At 36.1% G+C, this 17779-nt stretch carries 22 protein-coding genes; all 22 read left to right on the forward strand.

From position 1 onward, the window contains the following. Nucleotides 1–5 precede the first annotated feature (5 nt). Entirely contained in the window at nt 6–473 is a 468-nt protein-coding gene (locus tag D8845_RS07865; RefSeq protein ID WP_125453068.1) for a hypothetical protein, read from the forward strand. Next, nucleotides 473–682, forward strand: a complete 210-nt coding sequence (locus D8845_RS07870; protein WP_125453069.1) for a helix-turn-helix domain-containing protein — start codon at nt 473–475, stop codon at nt 680–682. The genes D8845_RS07865 and D8845_RS07870 overlap by 1 nt, the downstream gene beginning before the upstream one ends. A 76-nt stretch (nt 683–758) precedes the next feature. Further along, entirely contained in the window at nt 759–1031 is a 273-nt protein-coding gene (locus D8845_RS07875) for a hypothetical protein (RefSeq protein WP_125453070.1), read from the forward strand. Nucleotides 1032–1088: 57 nt separating this feature from the next. Further along, nucleotides 1089–1457, forward strand: a complete 369-nt coding sequence (locus D8845_RS07880) for a hypothetical protein (protein WP_125453071.1) — start codon at nt 1089–1091, stop codon at nt 1455–1457. 18 nt (nt 1458–1475) lie between these two features. Next, entirely contained in the window at nt 1476–1688 is a 213-nt protein-coding gene (locus D8845_RS07885; protein WP_125453093.1) for a hypothetical protein, read from the forward strand. A gap of 16 nt (nt 1689–1704) precedes the next feature. Further along, the gene (locus tag D8845_RS07890; protein WP_125453072.1) at nt 1705–2178 is read left to right on the forward strand and encodes an antirestriction protein ArdA; all 474 of its coding nucleotides are present in this window, start codon (nt 1705–1707) and stop codon (nt 2176–2178) included. Next, nucleotides 2175–2648, forward strand: coding sequence for a hypothetical protein (locus tag D8845_RS07895; protein ID WP_125453073.1), 474 nt, complete (start codon nt 2175–2177; stop codon nt 2646–2648). The genes D8845_RS07890 and D8845_RS07895 overlap by 4 nt, the downstream gene beginning before the upstream one ends. A 24-nt stretch (nt 2649–2672) precedes the next feature. After that, complete coding sequence (locus D8845_RS07900; protein WP_125453074.1) at nt 2673–3608, forward strand: conjugal transfer protein; 936 nt, start codon at nt 2673–2675, stop codon at nt 3606–3608. Nucleotides 3609–3613: 5 nt separating this feature from the next. Next, nucleotides 3614–3832, forward strand: coding sequence for a TcpD family membrane protein (locus D8845_RS07905; protein ID WP_038806221.1), 219 nt, complete (start codon nt 3614–3616; stop codon nt 3830–3832). A 9-nt stretch (nt 3833–3841) separates the two neighbouring features. Next, nucleotides 3842–4234, forward strand: a complete 393-nt coding sequence (locus tag D8845_RS07910) for a TcpE family conjugal transfer membrane protein (RefSeq protein ID WP_084925736.1) — start codon at nt 3842–3844, stop codon at nt 4232–4234. Further along, nucleotides 4218–6719 carry an ATP-binding protein gene (locus tag D8845_RS07915; RefSeq protein WP_125453075.1) on the forward strand — a complete coding sequence of 834 codons (2502 nt, stop codon included), beginning with the start codon at nt 4218–4220 and terminating at the stop codon, nt 6717–6719. The genes D8845_RS07910 and D8845_RS07915 overlap by 17 nt, the downstream gene beginning before the upstream one ends. A gap of 10 nt (nt 6720–6729) precedes the next feature. Continuing rightward, nucleotides 6730–8736 (forward strand): hypothetical protein, encoded by a 2007-nt coding sequence (locus D8845_RS07920; protein WP_125453076.1) that lies wholly within the window; start codon nt 6730–6732, stop codon nt 8734–8736. Continuing rightward, nucleotides 8736–9836 (forward strand): phage tail tip lysozyme, encoded by a 1101-nt coding sequence (locus tag D8845_RS07925; RefSeq protein ID WP_125453077.1) that lies wholly within the window; start codon nt 8736–8738, stop codon nt 9834–9836. Before D8845_RS07920 ends, D8845_RS07925 begins: the two co-directional genes overlap by 1 nt. A gap of 15 nt (nt 9837–9851) precedes the next feature. Next, nucleotides 9852–10640, forward strand: coding sequence for an LPXTG cell wall anchor domain-containing protein (locus D8845_RS07930; protein WP_125453078.1), 789 nt, complete (start codon nt 9852–9854; stop codon nt 10638–10640). A gap of 82 nt (nt 10641–10722) precedes the next feature. Next, nucleotides 10723–11040, forward strand: coding sequence for a hypothetical protein (locus tag D8845_RS07935; protein WP_125453079.1), 318 nt, complete (start codon nt 10723–10725; stop codon nt 11038–11040). 180 nt (nt 11041–11220) lie between these two features. Further along, on the forward strand, nt 11221–11448 hold the full coding sequence (locus tag D8845_RS07940) for a hypothetical protein (RefSeq protein WP_000413840.1): 228 nt from the start codon (nt 11221–11223) through the stop codon (nt 11446–11448). Between the two features lie 65 nt (nt 11449–11513). Further along, complete coding sequence (locus D8845_RS07945; protein ID WP_125453080.1) at nt 11514–12647, forward strand: tyrosine-type recombinase/integrase; 1134 nt, start codon at nt 11514–11516, stop codon at nt 12645–12647. 170 nt (nt 12648–12817) lie between these two features. Continuing rightward, entirely contained in the window at nt 12818–13189 is a 372-nt protein-coding gene (rnpA, locus tag D8845_RS07950) for a ribonuclease P protein component (protein WP_000739245.1), read from the forward strand. Then, nucleotides 13164–13988, forward strand: coding sequence for a membrane protein insertase YidC (locus tag D8845_RS07955; protein ID WP_221762781.1), 825 nt, complete (start codon nt 13164–13166; stop codon nt 13986–13988). Before rnpA ends, D8845_RS07955 begins: the two co-directional genes overlap by 26 nt. Before the next feature lie 17 nt (nt 13989–14005). Continuing rightward, a complete protein-coding gene (jag, locus tag D8845_RS07960; RefSeq protein WP_125453082.1) occupies nt 14006–14992 on the forward strand; it encodes an RNA-binding cell elongation regulator Jag/EloR in 987 nt (328 codons plus the stop codon). A gap of 50 nt (nt 14993–15042) precedes the next feature. Then, nucleotides 15043–15666: a ribonuclease P gene (locus D8845_RS07965; RefSeq protein ID WP_125453083.1), complete on the forward strand. Its 624-nt coding sequence runs from the start codon at nt 15043–15045 to the stop codon at nt 15664–15666. 116 nt (nt 15667–15782) lie between these two features. Continuing rightward, nucleotides 15783–17759: a transketolase gene (tkt, locus tag D8845_RS07970; protein ID WP_125453084.1), complete on the forward strand. Its 1977-nt coding sequence runs from the start codon at nt 15783–15785 to the stop codon at nt 17757–17759. Nucleotides 17760–17779 lie beyond the last annotated feature (20 nt).

The following is a 17779-nucleotide window of genomic DNA, read 5'->3' on the forward strand; positions in this document are numbered from 1 at the left end:
GTGTCATGGAAAAGGATATTTGTAGAAGATGTGGTTGTAAGTGGAATACAGCTTGCGTTGATGAAATGTATGGTTCTTGCTGGTGGGTAGATAAAAATAGAACGTTGTGTAGTCATTGTTTTTATGGTTTTAATGATGAATCTTGTCAGACAAAAGTTTATTACAGACCAGGGCATGATTGGCTTGAGAGAGATTGGGAATTTGCTTGGGAAATACTGACAAATTCAAAAAGCCATTGGGTATATGATATGGAACATGATGTGTTGTGTGTTGTTGGTTTAGGAGATCATATTGGAGCTGTTAGATTTATTGTAAGGAACTTCTATGGACTTAATCGTATTTATCGTGAGGATATTCCTAAATGGCAAGAAATTATTGGGAATAATATGATTTTTTATAATGCAAAGGTCAATGATTCAAAACATTACGCTAGTTCTTTGCCTAGAAAGTATAAACATGAGGATTTGATTTAATGGTAACTTCAAAGATATTTTTCAAAAGACTTAGAAAATTACGCTTCCGATATGGACTTACTCAAAATGAATTAGCTGAGATAATAGGAATAAAGAGAAATACGTATAGTGATTGGGAGAATGGAAAGACAGAGCCCAGCTTTGAAAATCTTATTAAGTTAGCGGATTTATTTGAAGTTTCGTTGGATTGTTTACTTGGGAGAGAATAGATGAAAGTTAAGAAACGTTCACCAGCTTAGTTGCTGGATAATGAAAAAAATATAGAGAAATAAGAGGTATAAAAAAATGGCATTACAAGGAAAAGATAAACAAGTTATTGAATTGTCGAATGAACTTGCTAAAAAATTGAAAGAAAAAGATTTTTCGCAATCTTGGACACTTGCAGGGGAGTTGAATGGACTTCTTAAGAATGAAGAAGAATTGACTTTATCTTATCAAGTAATTCAGTGTATTAAAAACGATTTGGCAAGTTATTATGATATGAATAAGGCATACAATAAAGTTGCAAATCGTGCTTTTGCGATTGGAAGCAATTTGGAGCGTAGTGCTTCAATTTAGTTAAAATGGTGAAGGAAGTCAAGTTTGGCTTCCTTTTTTTGTTTGGAAGGAGAAAAAATGAGTATTAAGGTTGTATATAATAAATTTTCTGATGTATGTAAACATTACGCTTTTGGGAAAAAAATTCTTGATGAACCTCAGAAAATCATTGATCGCTTAGATGAACATTTTGACGGTGTGGAGTTTGGAGAATTTGATGGGTGCAATCCTGATAATGTGTATGTCAATTCGTTTACAGAAGTTGATACGCAGGAAGCATTGATTGATTTTGCAGGTATTTTGGATCATGGAGAATATGAGCAGTTAGTCAATGAAGATCGTTTGTTTGCTTATGTAGAAGAACATGAAGAAGAAATTGTTAGTCGTTTAGAAGAATCCTATGTGTTTCTTGGTCATGAAGACGGTAGCTGGTACTTTTTGCAATAAAAAATGGTTGATGTTGAAATGGCTTCAAGAGTGTTGATTAAGAATCCAAAGAATGGAAGGCAGGCTTGGTTTAGCTTGCCTTTGTATTTTGGAAAGTTGTCTGTGATTGGTTTGACTGGCTATTATGATGAAACTATTGAAATTGTTGATTATGAGGGTTCAGGCTTTATTGGATATGGTTTGTTTACTGTTGCTGACTTGGAACAGTTAAATAAGCAGGTAGAAGGTTAGTAAAGGAAGGTAAAAGATGGAATTAACAGCTTTAATTATGGATGATGTGACAAAGAAAGTAAAACAATTTTCTTTGCCTGTTGAACTTGAATATGTAGCTTCTGAATTTGGATTTTATGTAGGAGATGTTTCTATAACGATTCAATCTATTGAAGAATTGCCTGATTTAGATGTTGAAAGAAGTCCTTTATTTGTGTTCAATGAACTTGCTGAAAAGTTGGAAGATGTAGATGAAGATATTGTTTTATCATTCATTGAATCAAATAGTTCTGATCCAAAGGAATTATTAAATGCTGAATTTGATGATTGCTGGTTATATCCTGAAGTTGCAACTGATCGAGAGTTAGGTGAATATCTTGTAGAGGAAGTTGGTGTAGAACTTTCTAAGGAAAAACTGCTTCTTTATATTGACTATGAAAAATTTGGTCGTGATGTTCGCTTAGAAGAAGGTGGTAGTTTTGTAGATAAAGGTTACTTTGTGTCAAGATGATAGCGAATATCAGGGTTTTAAGAGAAGGGAATTTTGAATTTCTCTGTGAACTGGATATCATGAAATACAGTCAAGAACAGGTTCTTGAAAGAATGAATGAAAGAGGGATTGATAAAGGTAGCTTTTTTGTCTGTGGTATATCTGATTGGGAAGTAGATAAAGTGATGTCTTTAGACGAGGTTTATTTACTGAAAAAAGTTGTACTGGAGTTGTATGATGGCGACGATTTCATTGTGAAATTTCAATTACAGCGTTATGTGCCTGTAATTCAAATTGCGACTACATATTATAGATTTTGTTCTAAAGATGAAGTTAAGACAATGGTTGAGTTGACAAAAGAGTTAGATTATGAATCGGTTATCAATTACTTTTTTAAGTGTGGGAACTGGTTGACAGTGTTTCAGGGATTCATAGATCAGGGAGAAGTTTTGAATACTCCCCAAGGATTTTATAGAAAGGTTGTTCTTTAATTTTAAAAAAAGGAAGGAAGAATATTGAGGAATTTTGAATTAAAGAAACCACGAAAAGTAAAACAAAAACAAATCAAGATGAAGAAGATAAGTCAAAAAAGATCGAATCAGATTTTTTTATTTGGCTTAGCTTTTTTTGTTTTTCTGTGTGGTTTGACAATATTTATTTCAATGAGGACTGCTGTTAAGGTAAATGAAAGATTATCGAATACAGCAGTTGTTGAAACGAAAAAAGAAACTGACCGTAAATTGGAACAGTTTTTAGATGGGTATGTAAGTCGATATTTCACTTACAATTCGCAAGCTGGTTCTTCTGATGATGATGTTTCAAAATTGAATAACTATTATGGTAGTGTTCCTGATGTAAAGAATCAAGGTCAGTTGAAACAAGAAATGTCAGTAGTTAGTGCAAGAATGCTGACAGCGAAAGATGGTGTAGCTGTTTATCGTGTTGTTTATGATACGAAGAAAGATGATAAAAGCCAGCGTGTAGGGATTGAGTTCTCGATTCCATACGGTGAAAAAGATGGTAAATATTATGTGTCTGGTTTGCCTTGGTTCTCTCCTGTGAGCGATTTTAAAGCTGATGGAGTAGAAAAGAGTAGTATGGTGTCTTTGGTTGCTAAAGATGATATGGAAGAAGGAAAACGCAAGAAATTAATCTCATTTTTAGAACTATTCTTTAAGAACTATACTACAAGTCAAGCAAACTTGGACTTGATTTCAAAAGATATTAAGTCTATTGGTGGTGCAACGTTCAAGAGTTTAGACTACTCATATTTTAAAGAAAAAGATGGTAAGATTCTTGCTTATGTGCAAGTAACCTTTGAAGTTGCAGGTACAACTCATAGTGAGAACTTTAGCTTTGAATTACGAGAAGATAAAGATAGCTATTTCGTAGAAAAAATGGATCATACAATTCCATTAGATTATAACAAGAAAGATGATGAAGGAGAATAATATAGATGGCGTTATTTCAATTTTTAGTACAAAAAATCGGATTACCAGTTTTGGCTTACTTTGCGATTACAAAAGGTTTGGAAGCGTGGAAGGATCAAAAACTTGGTAAGTTGGTAGTGATTGTGTTGATTGGTGGATTTCTTTACTTCTTTATGGAAGATCCACAAGCGGTTTTGAAGGCTACAGCTCCATTTTGGAAGTTGTTACCAAATATTTTTAATTAGGAAAGTGATATGGAAAGAAAAGACAAGAAGTTGTATGTTTATACGACAGCGTTTAGGCAACCTATATGGGTTCATAAGCTGAATGAAGAATATAGTTTGCCTTTTGCGATTAAGATGTCAGCGATTGTCTATGGTCTAGTGATTCTTGTTTTAACTTGGTTTTTGCTAGGCTTTCTTCCTTCTTTAGATTCTGGTTGGCGGTTTATGGGTTCTGTATTTTCTGGTTGGAAACTTGGGAATTTGATGGCAGATTATAAGATTGATGGTAAGAATCTTTTTCGTTTTATTTACGAGTATCTGAAATTTTGGAAGGAATATGATGGTCAACGAGAAAATTATTATATATGTAAAGGAAAAAAATATGAGAAAGTGAGAAGTATAAGAAGTGGAGTTATCAAATAATATTTGGTCGATTGCGGATGGTTTGATTTTGTTAAAAGATGGAACAGTCTTGTCTGTTTTTGAGATTGAGCCACAAGTAGTCAATACGATTGAAGAAAAAGATAAAGAATCCAGCAAAGATTTAGTTTATGATTGTTTGGCTAGTTTACATGATTATAATGATGTCAGTATTCATAGCTTACATATTGATTTAGAGCTGGCTAAGAAGATTTCTTTATTGTCACAAGATATTGAGCAGTGTCAGGGGACAAGCTCTTTAGGAAATTATGTGATTTCTACAATGAAGTCACGCTTGGAAGAAGAAGTAAGCTATCTTTTTGAGTATAAGCATTATCTTGTAGTTCCTTTGAAATCTGTTAATGTGACTTCTGATTTTAAGTTAACGATTGAACAGACGATTGCAACCTATCGTAAAAATGTATTGAAGATGGCTGGTTTTGAAGAATTGCCAAAAATTGATTGGTGGAGAACATGGCAGAATCAGAAAGATATGGTTCAGACGAAACTTCATGCCTTGAATGTGAAGGAAGTTGTGAAAGCTGACTTGGAATTGTTGAATCGACTTCATTTTCTTGGTGGTCAATACTACGATAAAGAAAGTGAGTTGATTGCACTTGAAAACTCTATTGAGAATGTAGATGAAACGATTATTGAGGTAGTGGACGGAAATGCTTTGAAGTTGACAAATGGTCAAGAAACTAGCTATGTGGCAACAATTCCTGTTGTTTCTTATCCAAAGAATGTTTCCTATCTTCATCTACAAGAAGAACTTCAAAATCTTGAATTTCCTGTAGATAGTGTCTATAAGATTCGATTTTCTACTCAAAGAGGATTCTTCTCTTTGTTTTCTCGTGCAAGAAACAAACGTAAGAATCTTGGAAATACGGTAGAGGAAGCGGCAGAAAATGATGATGTTCAAAAGATTGAAGTTTTGGAAAGTCATCAGTTATTGGAAGATTTTCAAGAGAAACATGAAAATAAAGAATTGATGATTACCTATCTTCATACCTTGACGATTACAGGAGATAGTATTGAGGAATTGAATCTTAAGTTTGATATTCTCTTTGCAAAATTGAAAGAGTTAGAAGTGGAGGTAGTGAAGGCAGTTGCGGATCGTATATATCTTTTTTATAAGAGCCGTTTGACAGAATTGTTGGATAATGAAAGACCAAGCTTTTTACAGTATGGTAGTTTGCGTGGTTTGTGTGAAAATCTGATGTTTACAACTAAGAAAGTTGGTACAGAAATTGGTTTTCCGGTGGGTCGAGTTGATAATGAGATTGCTTCGTGGCGTGGAGAAGTTGAGAAGGCTTTGGATTCAAGCACTAATGTTGTTTTCTCAAATTTGTTGCAAGCTAATAAAATTGGAGTTAAGGGTAAGGAAACAAGCAATCCTCATATTGCTATTACTGGTGCGACAGGGAATGGGAAGTCTTTCTTGACTAAGTTATTATTTACGTATCATTCGTTATTAAAAATCAATGTTTTGTATGTTGACCCAAAAGCTGAAATGCGTAGACAGTATTTGACAGTTTTAGAAGAGCTAGAGCAGGAAGGTACAAATGAGGAATTACAAGAATATATTCGCTCTATTCGATTTGTGACGTTAGATATGAATAAGAAAGAAAATTGGGGAGTGCTTGATCCATTTTCATTCTTACAGTCTAAAAGTGAGTTAAGAGAGTTGGTGACGGTTTTGATTGCTTCGGTGCTTGGAGATACTTATAAAGATGTGAAACTATTCTTAATGCCTTGTATTGATAGAGTTCTGGAGCGAAGAGAATCTGGTGAATCTGTAGGAATGTTTCATGTATTTGAAGAGATGGAGAATCATGCTAAAGAGAAGGTTTCAGAAGCTGGTTATTATTTGAAATCTATTTCTGAGGATACATTGTTATCACTTTGTTTTTCTGATGGTAGTCAACAAGTTTTGAAAGCAGACAATAAGATAACGATTGTTGAGATTTCAGGATTGGATATGCCACAGGGAACGGATAAAGATGAAATGACTGAAACTCAGTTAAGAAGTTTGACGGTTATGTATGCTTTGACCTATTTTTGTGCGATTTTTGGTGAACGAGAGAGAGATAGGGAAACCATGCTATTTCTTGATGAAGCATGGCAAATTATGTCAACTCCTGCTGGACGACAAGTTGTGAATCGAATTAAGCGTACAGGTCGAAGTTTCAATAATTTCTTGGTTTTGGTAACTCAGTCTGTAAAAGACTTGAAAACAAGCGAAGATGGGACTGGTTTTGGTACGGTATTTGCTTTTCCAGAAAACTCTGAAACAGGAGCTATTTTGGAACACTTACGAGTGGAAGATGATGATTTGTCGCGTGCTTGGCTTGAAAATCAAACAATGGGGCAATGTATCTACTATGATACATTTGGTCGTAAGGAACGAATTACAGTCGATGGTACAATTTATCCAGAATTTAAACCACTCTTTAAGACTGTCGAAACAAAATTGGTTGCAGTTTAAAGGAGGGAATATGAGAAAAAATATTTTACTAGTGTTTATTTGTTCCTTCTTCCTTTTTCCTGCATTTGTCAAGGCGAATACAGCTTCAGATTTTCTTCCTAACAATAATTTCAATATTATTGAATTTGATAAAAACACGAATAAGCCAAAACTGAAAGAAAGTTCTGAATCTACTAAGGAACTCTTAGATAATGCAAAGAAGGCAAAAAAAAAAGAAGCTGAGATAAAAAAGCAGAATGAAAGTAAAAGTAAGCTAACTTATGAGAATTACAAGTCTAAAATGTCTGATCTAACAAGTAAGGCATACTTTGATAAAAAGTTCTTTGGATTTGATTCCAATATCAATTATTTCTTTAATTCGCTAGTTCAGGCTGTATTTTGGGTTGGGAAACTGGTTTTCTATGTGATTGCAGAATTGTATAGTGCTGTTGAATCAATGAGCGACGTTTCCTCATTATTGAATGAAGTAGTAAAGAATTCTAGTAAGGTATTTTCTTCCTTGTTCGGTCAAGAAATAATCTATATGATTGGTGCGAGCATGGCAGCCTATTTGTTGTATGTATTTGCGACTGGAAAAGGAAGTTTCATTAAAACATTGGTAAAAATGTTATTGATCTATACTTTTATTGGAGTGTACTTCATTCAGTTTTCTGTTGATGGACAGAATAAGTATCTGTTAACTCATGTTTACGACGCTTTCAGAACAACCACAATAACAATGAATGGTGAAATCACCAAAACTTTAACTGGTGAAAGTAAAGATGGAGTAGAAACATACTTTTCAGAAACCTTGTTGAAGGGGTATAAGTATATGAATTCTCCTGTGAACGACAAAGGGGAGTTCATGCTTTCTGAAAAAGAGTTTGAAGATTTAGCTAGTTATAAGCAAGGTGACGGAGATCATTTAATTGGTGAGAAGAAAATTAAAGATATTGCAAAAGATAAAGATCCTGAAAACAAAATGTTGAAGAATGAGTGGGGTTCAAAATTCATGTATGCCTTCGCTTCTGATGTCGATATTATAGTGATGGGAACGATTTATCTATTGCTTGGATTGTCACGCTTCTTCTTCTTGATTGTATTTATCTTACTTATTGTATTGTTGCCATTTATTCTTATTTTGAGTTTGTTTCCTAAGATGGAACATTTACTAGTAGGGTTTAATAAGAAAGCTATTTCAATGCTTGCTTTGTCTTCTATTATGCTTTTAGCAACTACATTATTCTCTTTCTTTTATAATACGTTGACTAAGTTTGTTTCTGTTGCTGTTGGTGGAGATTTACTGGTAACGGTATTTTTGAAAGCATTGTTATTGGTTTTAATGTGGAAGTATAGACATTCACTTCTAACAGCATTTTCAAGAGTTACGAATAGTCCTGTTGGGAAGGTTGGTAGAGAAATCAGCAATTCTCAAGCAGTCAAAAATCTGAAAGAAAGAATTAATCGTACTGGAAAACTTAGTTTGAAATCAGGTAAAGGTGGTTTGAAAGTTGGTGGTCAGTTTGCTAAAGGTGGTTTGAAGATGGGTAAAGACAAGTTGAGTGAAAATCTCAAATCTTTACGAAAGAACAGTCCATTGGTAGATAGTTTAGCTGATAAAGCTGGCTCGGTTAAAAATCGTTTTACTTCGATGAAAGAAAAGAAAAATGCTTCTGTCAATTCTTTGAAAGAAAAAGGAAATAAGGCTTTAGCTAAACTCTATGGAGTACGAGCTAATGCCTTTAGAGAATATAGTGCTGATAGAAAATTCTTAAAAGAGAAAAAAGACTATAGAGATAATCAAGCTAAAAAATATGCTGGTCAGAAAAATGCTTCTCGTCAAGCAGTTCAGCGTTTGAAGGAAGAACGAGCCAGAAAACAAGAAAAGCATTTTAAAGAGGATCAGGAACGATATGTGAAACAACGAATACAGACAAGCAATTCTAGGACTGTTAGTCGAGAGAAAGTTGATGTTGGGAATACTAGAAATAAGAAAGAAAAGAGGTTGAAAGCAAAAAGAAGAAAGGTTGATATTTAATGGGTAAAAAAACAGCTAAACGGTTAGGTTTATTGATCGGAAGTCTTTTACCTATTCTTTTGATAGTTCTTTTGTTGATAGCAAGTGTTATTGGGGTTGTTTCTGCTGGTGGTTCATCAGGAAGTACGACTGGAAAGAGAACACGTTTAACAGCGCAAGAAGTGGCTCAGAAAGCTAATATTTCTGTTGAACGTGCAGAAGATGTCATTAAGATTTTAAACTGGGAACTCTCTAAAGAGAAATTCACTTTGGAAGGTTCTAGTGGTTCTCTTGCTGTTGCTGAAAGAGAAAGCGATTTTGATCCAAAGCTAACGAATCCGTCAGGTGGAGTTGCTGGATATTTTCAATGGTCAGGCTGGGACGGAAATACAATCAATGGTGATCGCTGGAGAAATGCAAGTTCTCGAACGTTAGATAGTACAGTTCAACTGGAATTGATGTCCTATGAGTTGAATCATGGCTATAAAAAAGTAAAAGACTATATGCAGAAGGCGACTGATCCTTTTGAAAGTGCTAAGTATTGGTCAGAACATTATGAGGGTGTATTGCTTTCAGACGGTCAGACAAAATTAGAGAAGCTGGAGAAGGATAGCAAGAAGTGGTATGAAGTCTTTAAGGGTACGATTGAATCTGATGGATCAAGTGGAAATGCAATAGCTGGTAGTTTGGATATTGCTCCTGGAGCTGTTGCGATGGAGATACCGAACGGCTACTCCATTGACAAGGAAATCACTAAGGAAGGCTATATCACTCAATCCTATCCTTATGGTGAATGTACGTGGTATGTCTTTAATCGAGCTAAAGAATTTGGAATACAGTTTGATCCATATATGGGTAATGGTCAAGATTGGGCGCATAAGTCAGGATATGAAGTCACGAATACTCCGACAAAGCATTCAGCAGTGAGCTTTCAAGGAAGGCAAGCTGGGGGTCATGCTACTTATGGTCACGTGGCTTTCGTCGAAGATGTGAAAGATGATGGCTCTATCCTGATTTCAGAATGTAACTTTGTTCAAAGTGGTCAACAAACAGGTATCACGAATTATCGTGTATTTGGTGCTGAAGAAGCAAGAAATTTTTATTATGTAATTGGAAAATAGAAAAGAGGAAGAAATATGAATAAGAAATTAGTAACATTGTTGTCTGTAGCTGTGTTGAGTGCAGTTGCTAATGGAGTATATGCTGATGAAGTTAATTTGGGTGGAAATGCTCCATCTTCAACAGATAATACAGGGTTAGTGGTTGCTGAGAAGCCGACAGAATCACCTGTTGAGAAACCAGCACCAAAAGTAAATGAAAATTTGGATTTAGGTGGAAGTGCTGATAAAGCACAAGACAAAGATAATACAGGGGTTGTTGTAGAACCTACTACTCCGTCAGAAAAGCCAAAGGAGGAAAAACCAAAAGAAGATAAACCTTCTGAAAATCTTGGGAAGGATTCTGAGAAACAGCAGGAAAAGGATAATACAGGAGTTGTTGTAGAACCTAAAACTCCATCAGACCAGCCGAAAGAAGAAAAACCAGCGGAAGATACTCCTGAAATCAAGGAGCAGAAACAAAAGGCAGAAGAAATTGTTGGGGTGAAGGAAAAAGATACTCCGCAGCCTTTGAATGTGACCAAAGAAGAAATTAAGGAGACTCCGATTGAAACCAATACAGGTCATAAAGTAGTTTCTACCAATCAAGGGAAGGTGGTAGTAGAAACAGAACAAGGTGACTATCAAGAAAAAGAACCTTACGAAATTGGCGCTGTGAAACAGCAAGACGGTACAATCGCTTTGAAGGATAAAGAAGGACAGTTAAAAGTTCTTCCGAATACTGGAACAGCAAGTACAATCTTTGCGACTATTTGGGGTTTGATTGGATTCATTGCGACTGTTTGGAGTCGAGTTAAATTGAATTAAGGGAGATAGTATGAAAGTAAGTTTAGTAAATAGTTAAGGTAGGGGCAACCCTGCCTTTTTTTGTTGTTTTAAGGAGAAGAAAATGGATCAAGTAGAATTGTTGAAAATGTATGCTGTTAGATTAGCTCAGAGACTGGGAGATAATCAAAAGTGTTTGGAATTTACAGCTAGTCGTGATACTGGTCATGGTATTGAAACGATGACGGCTGAGGTTAGTAAACACGGGAAAATTGTCAGGGTTATTTATTCTTATGAAGGGTGTCATGCCAATGAAAAATTACCAAAAAGAAATTATGCTAGTGTTTCTGTATTGGTTGAGGAATCTTATTCTTTTGATTTCACTAGAGGAGGAGTTTATACTTATTTTCCTGATATAGAAAAATTGTTAGAACAGTTATAACATAATTGAAAATGTGGTAAGATGGAAAGAATGGCAAGTCAGGAATGACTTGCTGTTTTTTGTCGTTTTATGGAGAAAAAAAGTGAACATAAAGAAACCAGAATAGGATATAAAATTCGTATTTTAGGTCAAAAAGTTCAACCAGGTATTCGAGATTTGTTCGGAAATAGGAGAATAAAAATGGAAAAATTATATAATAATTATCCTGATATTTGTGTGTCAAAGAAGGATTTAAAAGCAAATTATTTTCCTTCGATTAGTATTAAAACAATTGAAAGGAGATTAGATGAAAGTCAAAAGACGAAAGAATTTAAAGATATATCTTTTAGAACAGGACAAAAAGTATTGATTAATGTGAGAGGATTTTATTTATTCCTTCTGCATAGAGAGAGAGTTAGATATATTTGATTTGAAAAAAATGATATACTATAGTTATTGACTAGAGATATACTCATTTTTAAAAGGAGTATAAAATGTTTTTTAGAGAATTGGAGAATGGAAAATATAGATATTATGAAAAATATTTTGATTTAGAAGAGAATAAGTGGAAACAAGTTTCTATAACTTTAACTTCTAAGACAAGGCAAGCTCAGAAACAGGCAAGAATTTTGCTAGATGAGAAAATAGAAAAAAAGAGGGAGAAAATAGAAAATAAGAAGGAAGTAGTTAGGGATATTACCGTTAAACAAGCTTACGAAGAATATTTGAAAATTCGTGAAACAGAATTAAAAAGAAGTACGTTTAAGTCTCAGAAATATACTATTATAGGTGAGGTTAGAAAGTTAGAGAATTACTTATTAGTAGATGTGACAAGTCATATAGTTCAGAATATATTGTTGGAGCTGGAATGTTCTGCGGTTCATAGAAAAAATAAGAAAGTTTTATTGAATCTGTTTTTTAAGTATTGTTTAGATGTTGGTTATATAATTGAGAATCCTGTTGAAAAGGTTGTTTTACCAAAAAGAAAAAAGAATGTAAAAGAGATTAGGAGAAAACAAAATAAGTATTTAACAAGGGTTCAAATGTTTCAGTATTTGAATTTTTTAGAAAAAGAAGAAAAGAATCAACGAGTACGTTTGATTGTTGAATTTATGTATTTGACTGGATTACGTTTTGGAGAAGTTTTGGCTTTGACTCTTGAGGATATTGATTTTGAAAATAAAACACTAGAAGTTAAGCATACATTGCATACGAGCGGAAGTAAAGCAGAAATATTCCTAGATAGTCCAAAAAGTTTAGCTTCTTATAGAGTCATTGGTATTAGCGATAGAGTGTTAGAGATCATAGAAGAATATCTCCTCATGGAAAAAGAAGGGCGATTTATATTTACGAAAAATGGGAATCCTTTTATGATTTTTTCTTTTAATGATTTTTTGAAGAGAAGTTTTAAAAGAAGTGGAATTCAAAAAGAAGAGGATTTTGTATTGACTACTCATGTTTTTAGGCATTCACATATTAGTTTACTTGCAGAATTGGAAGTTCCAATCAAGGCGATTATGGAACGAGTAGGTCATACGAACGAGAAAATGACTTTGGGAGTTTATACTCATGTTACGGAGCAGATGAAGTTTAATATAACTGAAAAATTGGATAAATTGGACTTGTAAAAGCTAACCAAAAAGTAACCAAGAAATGTCTAAAAATGTCTAAAATAGTCCATAATCTTTGGAGTAAGAATGTAGAAAAAAGCCTTTATGTCTATAATTGACGGTATTTGTCTAGCTTTTATTGAGGGAAATTGTTATAATAGTAGTAATTTAATAGATGGAGTTGAGTTTTGAAGAAAAACTTTCGTGTAAAAAGAGAGAAAGATTTTAAGGCGATTTTCAAGGAGGGGACAAGTTTTGCCAATCGCAAATTTGTTGTCTACCAATTAGAAAACCAGAAAAACCATTTTCGAGTAGGTCTATCAGTCAGCAAAAAACTGGGGAATGCCGTCACTAGGAATCAAATCAAGCGACGAATTCGACATATTATCCAGAATGCAAAAGGGAGTCTGGTAGAAGATGTCGACTTTGTTGTCATTGCTCGAAAAGGAGTCGAAACCTTGGGATACGCAGAGATGGAGAAAAATCTACTCCACGTATTAAAATTATCAAAGATTTACCAGGAAGGAAATGGGAGTGAAAAAGAAACTACAGTTGACTAGTTTGCTAGGACTGTCTCTATTAATCATGACAGCTTGTGCGACAAATGGGACAACTAGCGATATTACAGCCGATTCGGCTGATTTTTGGAGTAAATTTGTTTACTTCTTTGCGGAAATCATTCGCTTTTTATCGTTTGATATCAGTATCGGAGTGGGGATTATTCTCTTTACGGTCTTGATTCGTACAGTTCTCTTGCCAGTCTTTCAAGTGCAAATGGTGGCTTCTAGAAAAATGCAGGAAGCTCAGCCACGCATTAAGGCGCTTCGAGAACAATATCCGGGTCGAGATATGGAAAGTAGAACCAAGCTAGAGCAAGAAATGCGTAAAGTCTTTAAAGAAATGGGTGTCAGACAGTCAGATTCTCTTTGGCCGATTTTGATTCAGATGCCGGTTATCTTGGCCTTGTTCCAAGCTCTATCAAGAGTTGACTTTTTAAAGACAGGTCATTTCTTATGGATTAACCTTGGTGGTGTGGATACAACCCTTGTTCTTCCGATTTTAGCGGCAGTATTTACCTTTTTAAGTACTTGGTTGTCCAACAAAGCCTTGTCTGAGCGTAATGGCGCTACGACTGCGATGATGTATGGGATTCCAGTCTTGATTTTTATCTTTGCAGTTTATGCGCCAGGTGGAGTCGCCCTCTACTGGACAGTGTCCAACGCTTATCAAGTCTTGCAAACCTATTTCTTGAACAATCCATTCAAGATTATCGCAGAGCGCGAGGCCGTAGTACAGGCACAGAAAGATTTGGAAAATAGAAAAAGAAAAGCCAAGAAAAAGGCTCAGAAAACGAAATAATAAGGAGGAATCTGGTAATGGTAGTATTTACAGGTTCAACTGTTGAAGAAGCAATCCAGAAAGGATTGGAAGAATTAAATATTCCAAGGATGAAGGCTCATATCAAAGTCATTTCTCGTGAAAAAAATGGATTTCTTGGTTTATTTGGTAAAAAACCAGCCCAGGTTGATATTGAAGCTATTAGTGAAACAACTGTCATTAAAGCAAATCAGCAGGCTGTAAAGGGTGTTCCTAAAGAAGTCAATGAAAAAAATGAACCAGTTAAAACAGTCAGTCAAGCAACCGTTGATTTGGGGCATGTTGTAGAAGCAATTAAAAAGATTGAAGAAGAAGGTCAAGGGGTTTCTGATGAAGTCAAGGCTGAAATATTGAAAAATGAAAAACATGCTAGCACTATTTTGGAGGAAACTGGCCATATTTCAATTCTAAATGAATTGCAACTAGAAGAGAGCACAGATGAAACTGTTTCTGCTTCTGAGTCAGTTTTCGACACAGAAGAACCTTCTAGTCAATTTATCGAAGATTTAGACTTAAAGGTGGAACCGAGTTTTGATATTGAACAAGTAGCTACGGAAGTAACGACTTATGTCCAAACAATCATTGATGATATGGACGTTGAGGCGACAATTTCAAATGATTATAACCGTCGTAGCATCAATTTACAAATTGATACAAATGAGCCAGGACGTATTATCGGTTATCATGGTAAAGTATTGAAAGCCTTGCAGTTATTGGCTCAAAATTATCTTTATAACCGCTATTCAAGAACCTTTTACATTACTATTAATGTCAATGATTATGTTGAACACCGTGCAGAAGTCTTGCAGACCTATGCTCAAAAATTGGCGACTCGTGTTTTAGAAGAAGGTCGCAGCCGACAAACAGATCCAATGTCAAATAGCGAACGCAAGATTATCCATCGCATTATTTCACGCATGGATGGCGTGACCAGTTACTCTGAAGGTGATGAGCCAAATCGTTATGTTGTCGTAGATACAGAATAAGTAAAATCAGGGTTATCCTGATTTTTTGCTAGCTGGAGGAGATTAAATTAATGTTGAATAAGATAAGAGACTATTTAGACTTTGCTGGTTTGCAGTACCGTAATCCTGATAAAGCGGGAGCAGAGCGAGAGAAGATGCTGGCATTCCGCAACAAAGGTCAAGAGGCCAGAAAGGCTTTTACAGAACTGGCCAATGCCTTTCAAGTAAGTCATCCAGAATGGCAACTCCAACAGACTAGCCAGTGGATGAATCAGGCGCAACGTTTGCGACCACATTTCTGGGTCTATCTACAGAGAGACGGACAAGTGACAGAACCTATGATGGCCTTACGTTTATATGGAAGTCCTTCTGATTTTGGAGTCTCACTAGAAGTCAGTTTCATCGAGCGTAAGAAGGATGAGCAAACTTTGGAGAAACAAGCCAAGGTATTAGAAGTTCCAGTGGTAGAAGGGATTTATTATCTAGTCTACTCTGATGGTCAAAGTCAACGGTGGGAGGCGAACGAAGAAAATCGTCAGGTCTTAGTCGAGAAGGTAGGCGGTCAAGAAATCCGAAAAGTGTTAGTTAAATCAGATGTTTCAATCATAGAAAATCAATCATTAGAAGTGATTTTAGAAAAATTAGAAGATGCTTATGAACGCTTACTTCCCTATTATCAGGCGACTAGAGAATAGAAAATAGATGACTTATATAGCGTCGAATTGTTTAATTGCTATTCTATGTATTTTTTCATATAATAGTAAAATAGAATGTGTGATTCAATAATCACCTCAAATAGAAAGGAAATTCTATGTCAAATCTATCTGTTAATGCAATCCGTTTCCTAGGTATTGACGCTATCAACAAAGCCAACTCAGGTCACCCAGGTGTTGTTATGGGAGCAGCTCCGATGGCTTACAGCCTCTTTACAAAACAACTTCGTATCAATCCAGCTCAACCAAACTGGATTAACCGCGACCGTTTTATTCTTTCAGCGGGTCATGGTTCAATGCTCCTTTATGCCCTTCTTCATCTTTCTGGTTTTGAAGATGTCAGTATGGATGAGATCAAGAGCTTCCGTCAATGGGGTTCAAAAACACCAGGTCACCCAGAATTTGGCCATACAGCAGGAATTGATGCTACAACAGGTCCTCTAGGTCAAGGGATTTCAACTGCCACTGGTTTTGCCCAGGCAGAACGATTCTTGGCAGCCAAATATAACCGCGAAGGCTACAATATCTTTGACCACTATACTTATGTTATCTGTGGAGACGGAGACTTGATGGAAGGTGTCTCAAGCGAGGCGGCTTCATACGCAGGCTTGCAAAAACTAGACAAGTTGGTTGTTCTTTATGATTCAAATGACATCAACTTGGATGGTGAGACAAAGGATTCCTTTACAGAAAGTGTTCGTGACCGTTACAATGCCTACGGTTGGCATACTGCCTTGGTTGAAGATGGAACAGACTTGGAAGCGATCCATGCTGCTATCGAAACAGCTAAAGCTTCAGGCAAACCATCTTTGATTGAAGTGAAGACTGTTATTGGATACGGTTCTCCAAACAAACAGGGAACTAATGCCGTACACGGTGCTCCTCTTGGAGCAGATGAGACTGCAGCAACTCGCCAAGCACTTGGTTGGGACTATGAACCATTTGAAATCCCAGAACAAGTATATGCTGATTTCAAAGAACATGTTGCAGACCGTGGTGCATCAGCTTATCAAACTTGGACTAAATTAGTTGCTGACTATAAAGAGGCTCATCCAGAACTGGCTGCAGAAGTAGAAGCCATTATTGATGGACGTGATCCAGTTGAAGTGACTCCAGCAGACTTCCCAGCTTTAGAAAATGGTTTCTCTCAAGCAACTCGTAATTCAAGCCAAGATGCCTTGAATGTTGTGGCGGCTAAGTTACCAACCTTCTTAGGTGGATCAGCTGACCTTGCTCACTCAAACATGACTTATATCAAGACTGACGGACTTCAAGACGATTCCAACCGCTTGAACCGCAACATTCAGTTTGGTGTTCGTGAATTTGCCATGGGAACAATCTTGAACGGGATGGCTCTTCATGGTGGACTTCGTGTATACGGTGGAACTTTCTTCGTCTTCTCTGACTATGTGAAGGCAGCTGTCCGCTTGTCAGCCTTGCAAGGACTTCCTGTGACTTATGTCTTTACTCACGATTCAATCGCGGTTGGGGAAGACGGTCCGACTCACGAACCAGTTGAGCACTTGGCAGGTCTTCGTGCTATGCCAAATCTAAATGTTTTCCGTCCAGCAGATGCGCGTGAAACACAAGCAGCTTGGTACCTTGCAGTGACAAGCGAAAAAACACCAACTGCCCTTGTCTTGACACGTCAAAACTTGACTGTTGAAGAAGGAACAGACTTTGATAAAGTTGCAAAAGGTGCCTATGTTGTCTATGAAAATGCAGCAGACTTTGATACCATCTTGATTGCGACAGGTTCAGAGGTTAATCTTGCTGTCTCAGCTGCCAAAGAATTGGCTAGTCAAGGTGCAAAAGTCCGCGTAGTCAGCATGCCATCTACAGATGTCTTTGATAAACAAGATGCAGCATACAAGGAAGAAATTCTTCCAAATGCAGTTCGCCGTCGTGTTGCAGTCGAAATGGGTGCAACTCAAAACTGGTACAAATACGTTGGTCTTGATGGTGCCGTTCTCGGTATTGATACTTTCGGAGCCTCTGCCCCAGCACCAAAAGTATTGGCAGAATATGGCTTTACTGTCGAAAATCTTGTAAAAGTCGTTCAAAATTTGAAATAATCCTAAAAATCAGGGCGCAA

Source organism: Streptococcus mitis, assembly GCF_003942865.1.
Lineage (GTDB): Bacteria > Bacillota > Bacilli > Lactobacillales > Streptococcaceae > Streptococcus > Streptococcus mitis_BI.

Bases quoted from the DNA above. Each gene is read 5' to 3' on its own strand.
- jag (WP_125453082.1), top strand. From the start codon at position 14,006: ATGGTAGTATTTACAGGTTCAACTGTTGAAGAAGCAATCCAGAAAGGA.
- D8845_RS07920 (WP_125453076.1), top strand. From the start codon at position 6,730: ATGAGAAAAAATATTTTACTAGTGTTTATTTGTTCCTTCTTCCTTTTT.
- D8845_RS07930 (WP_125453078.1), top strand. From the start codon at position 9,852: ATGAATAAGAAATTAGTAACATTGTTGTCTGTAGCTGTGTTGAGTGCA.
- D8845_RS07905 (WP_038806221.1), top strand. From the start codon at position 3,614: ATGGCGTTATTTCAATTTTTAGTACAAAAAATCGGATTACCAGTTTTG.
- D8845_RS07895 (WP_125453073.1), top strand. From the start codon at position 2,175: ATGATAGCGAATATCAGGGTTTTAAGAGAAGGGAATTTTGAATTTCTC.
- D8845_RS07865 (WP_125453068.1), top strand. From the start codon at position 6: ATGGAAAAGGATATTTGTAGAAGATGTGGTTGTAAGTGGAATACAGCT.
- D8845_RS07875 (WP_125453070.1), top strand. From the start codon at position 759: ATGGCATTACAAGGAAAAGATAAACAAGTTATTGAATTGTCGAATGAA.
- D8845_RS07890 (WP_125453072.1), top strand. From the start codon at position 1,705: ATGGAATTAACAGCTTTAATTATGGATGATGTGACAAAGAAAGTAAAA.
- D8845_RS07925 (WP_125453077.1), top strand. From the start codon at position 8,736: ATGGGTAAAAAAACAGCTAAACGGTTAGGTTTATTGATCGGAAGTCTT.
- tkt (WP_125453084.1), top strand. From the start codon at position 15,783: ATGTCAAATCTATCTGTTAATGCAATCCGTTTCCTAGGTATTGACGCT.
- D8845_RS07885 (WP_125453093.1), top strand. From the start codon at position 1,476: ATGGCTTCAAGAGTGTTGATTAAGAATCCAAAGAATGGAAGGCAGGCT.
- D8845_RS07945 (WP_125453080.1), top strand. From the start codon at position 11,514: ATGTTTTTTAGAGAATTGGAGAATGGAAAATATAGATATTATGAAAAA.
- D8845_RS07940 (WP_000413840.1), top strand. From the start codon at position 11,221: ATGGAAAAATTATATAATAATTATCCTGATATTTGTGTGTCAAAGAAG.
- D8845_RS07965 (WP_125453083.1), top strand. From the start codon at position 15,043: ATGTTGAATAAGATAAGAGACTATTTAGACTTTGCTGGTTTGCAGTAC.
- D8845_RS07880 (WP_125453071.1), top strand. From the start codon at position 1,089: ATGAGTATTAAGGTTGTATATAATAAATTTTCTGATGTATGTAAACAT.
- D8845_RS07870 (WP_125453069.1), top strand. From the start codon at position 473: ATGGTAACTTCAAAGATATTTTTCAAAAGACTTAGAAAATTACGCTTC.
- D8845_RS07935 (WP_125453079.1), top strand. From the start codon at position 10,723: ATGGATCAAGTAGAATTGTTGAAAATGTATGCTGTTAGATTAGCTCAG.
- D8845_RS07910 (WP_084925736.1), top strand. From the start codon at position 3,842: ATGGAAAGAAAAGACAAGAAGTTGTATGTTTATACGACAGCGTTTAGG.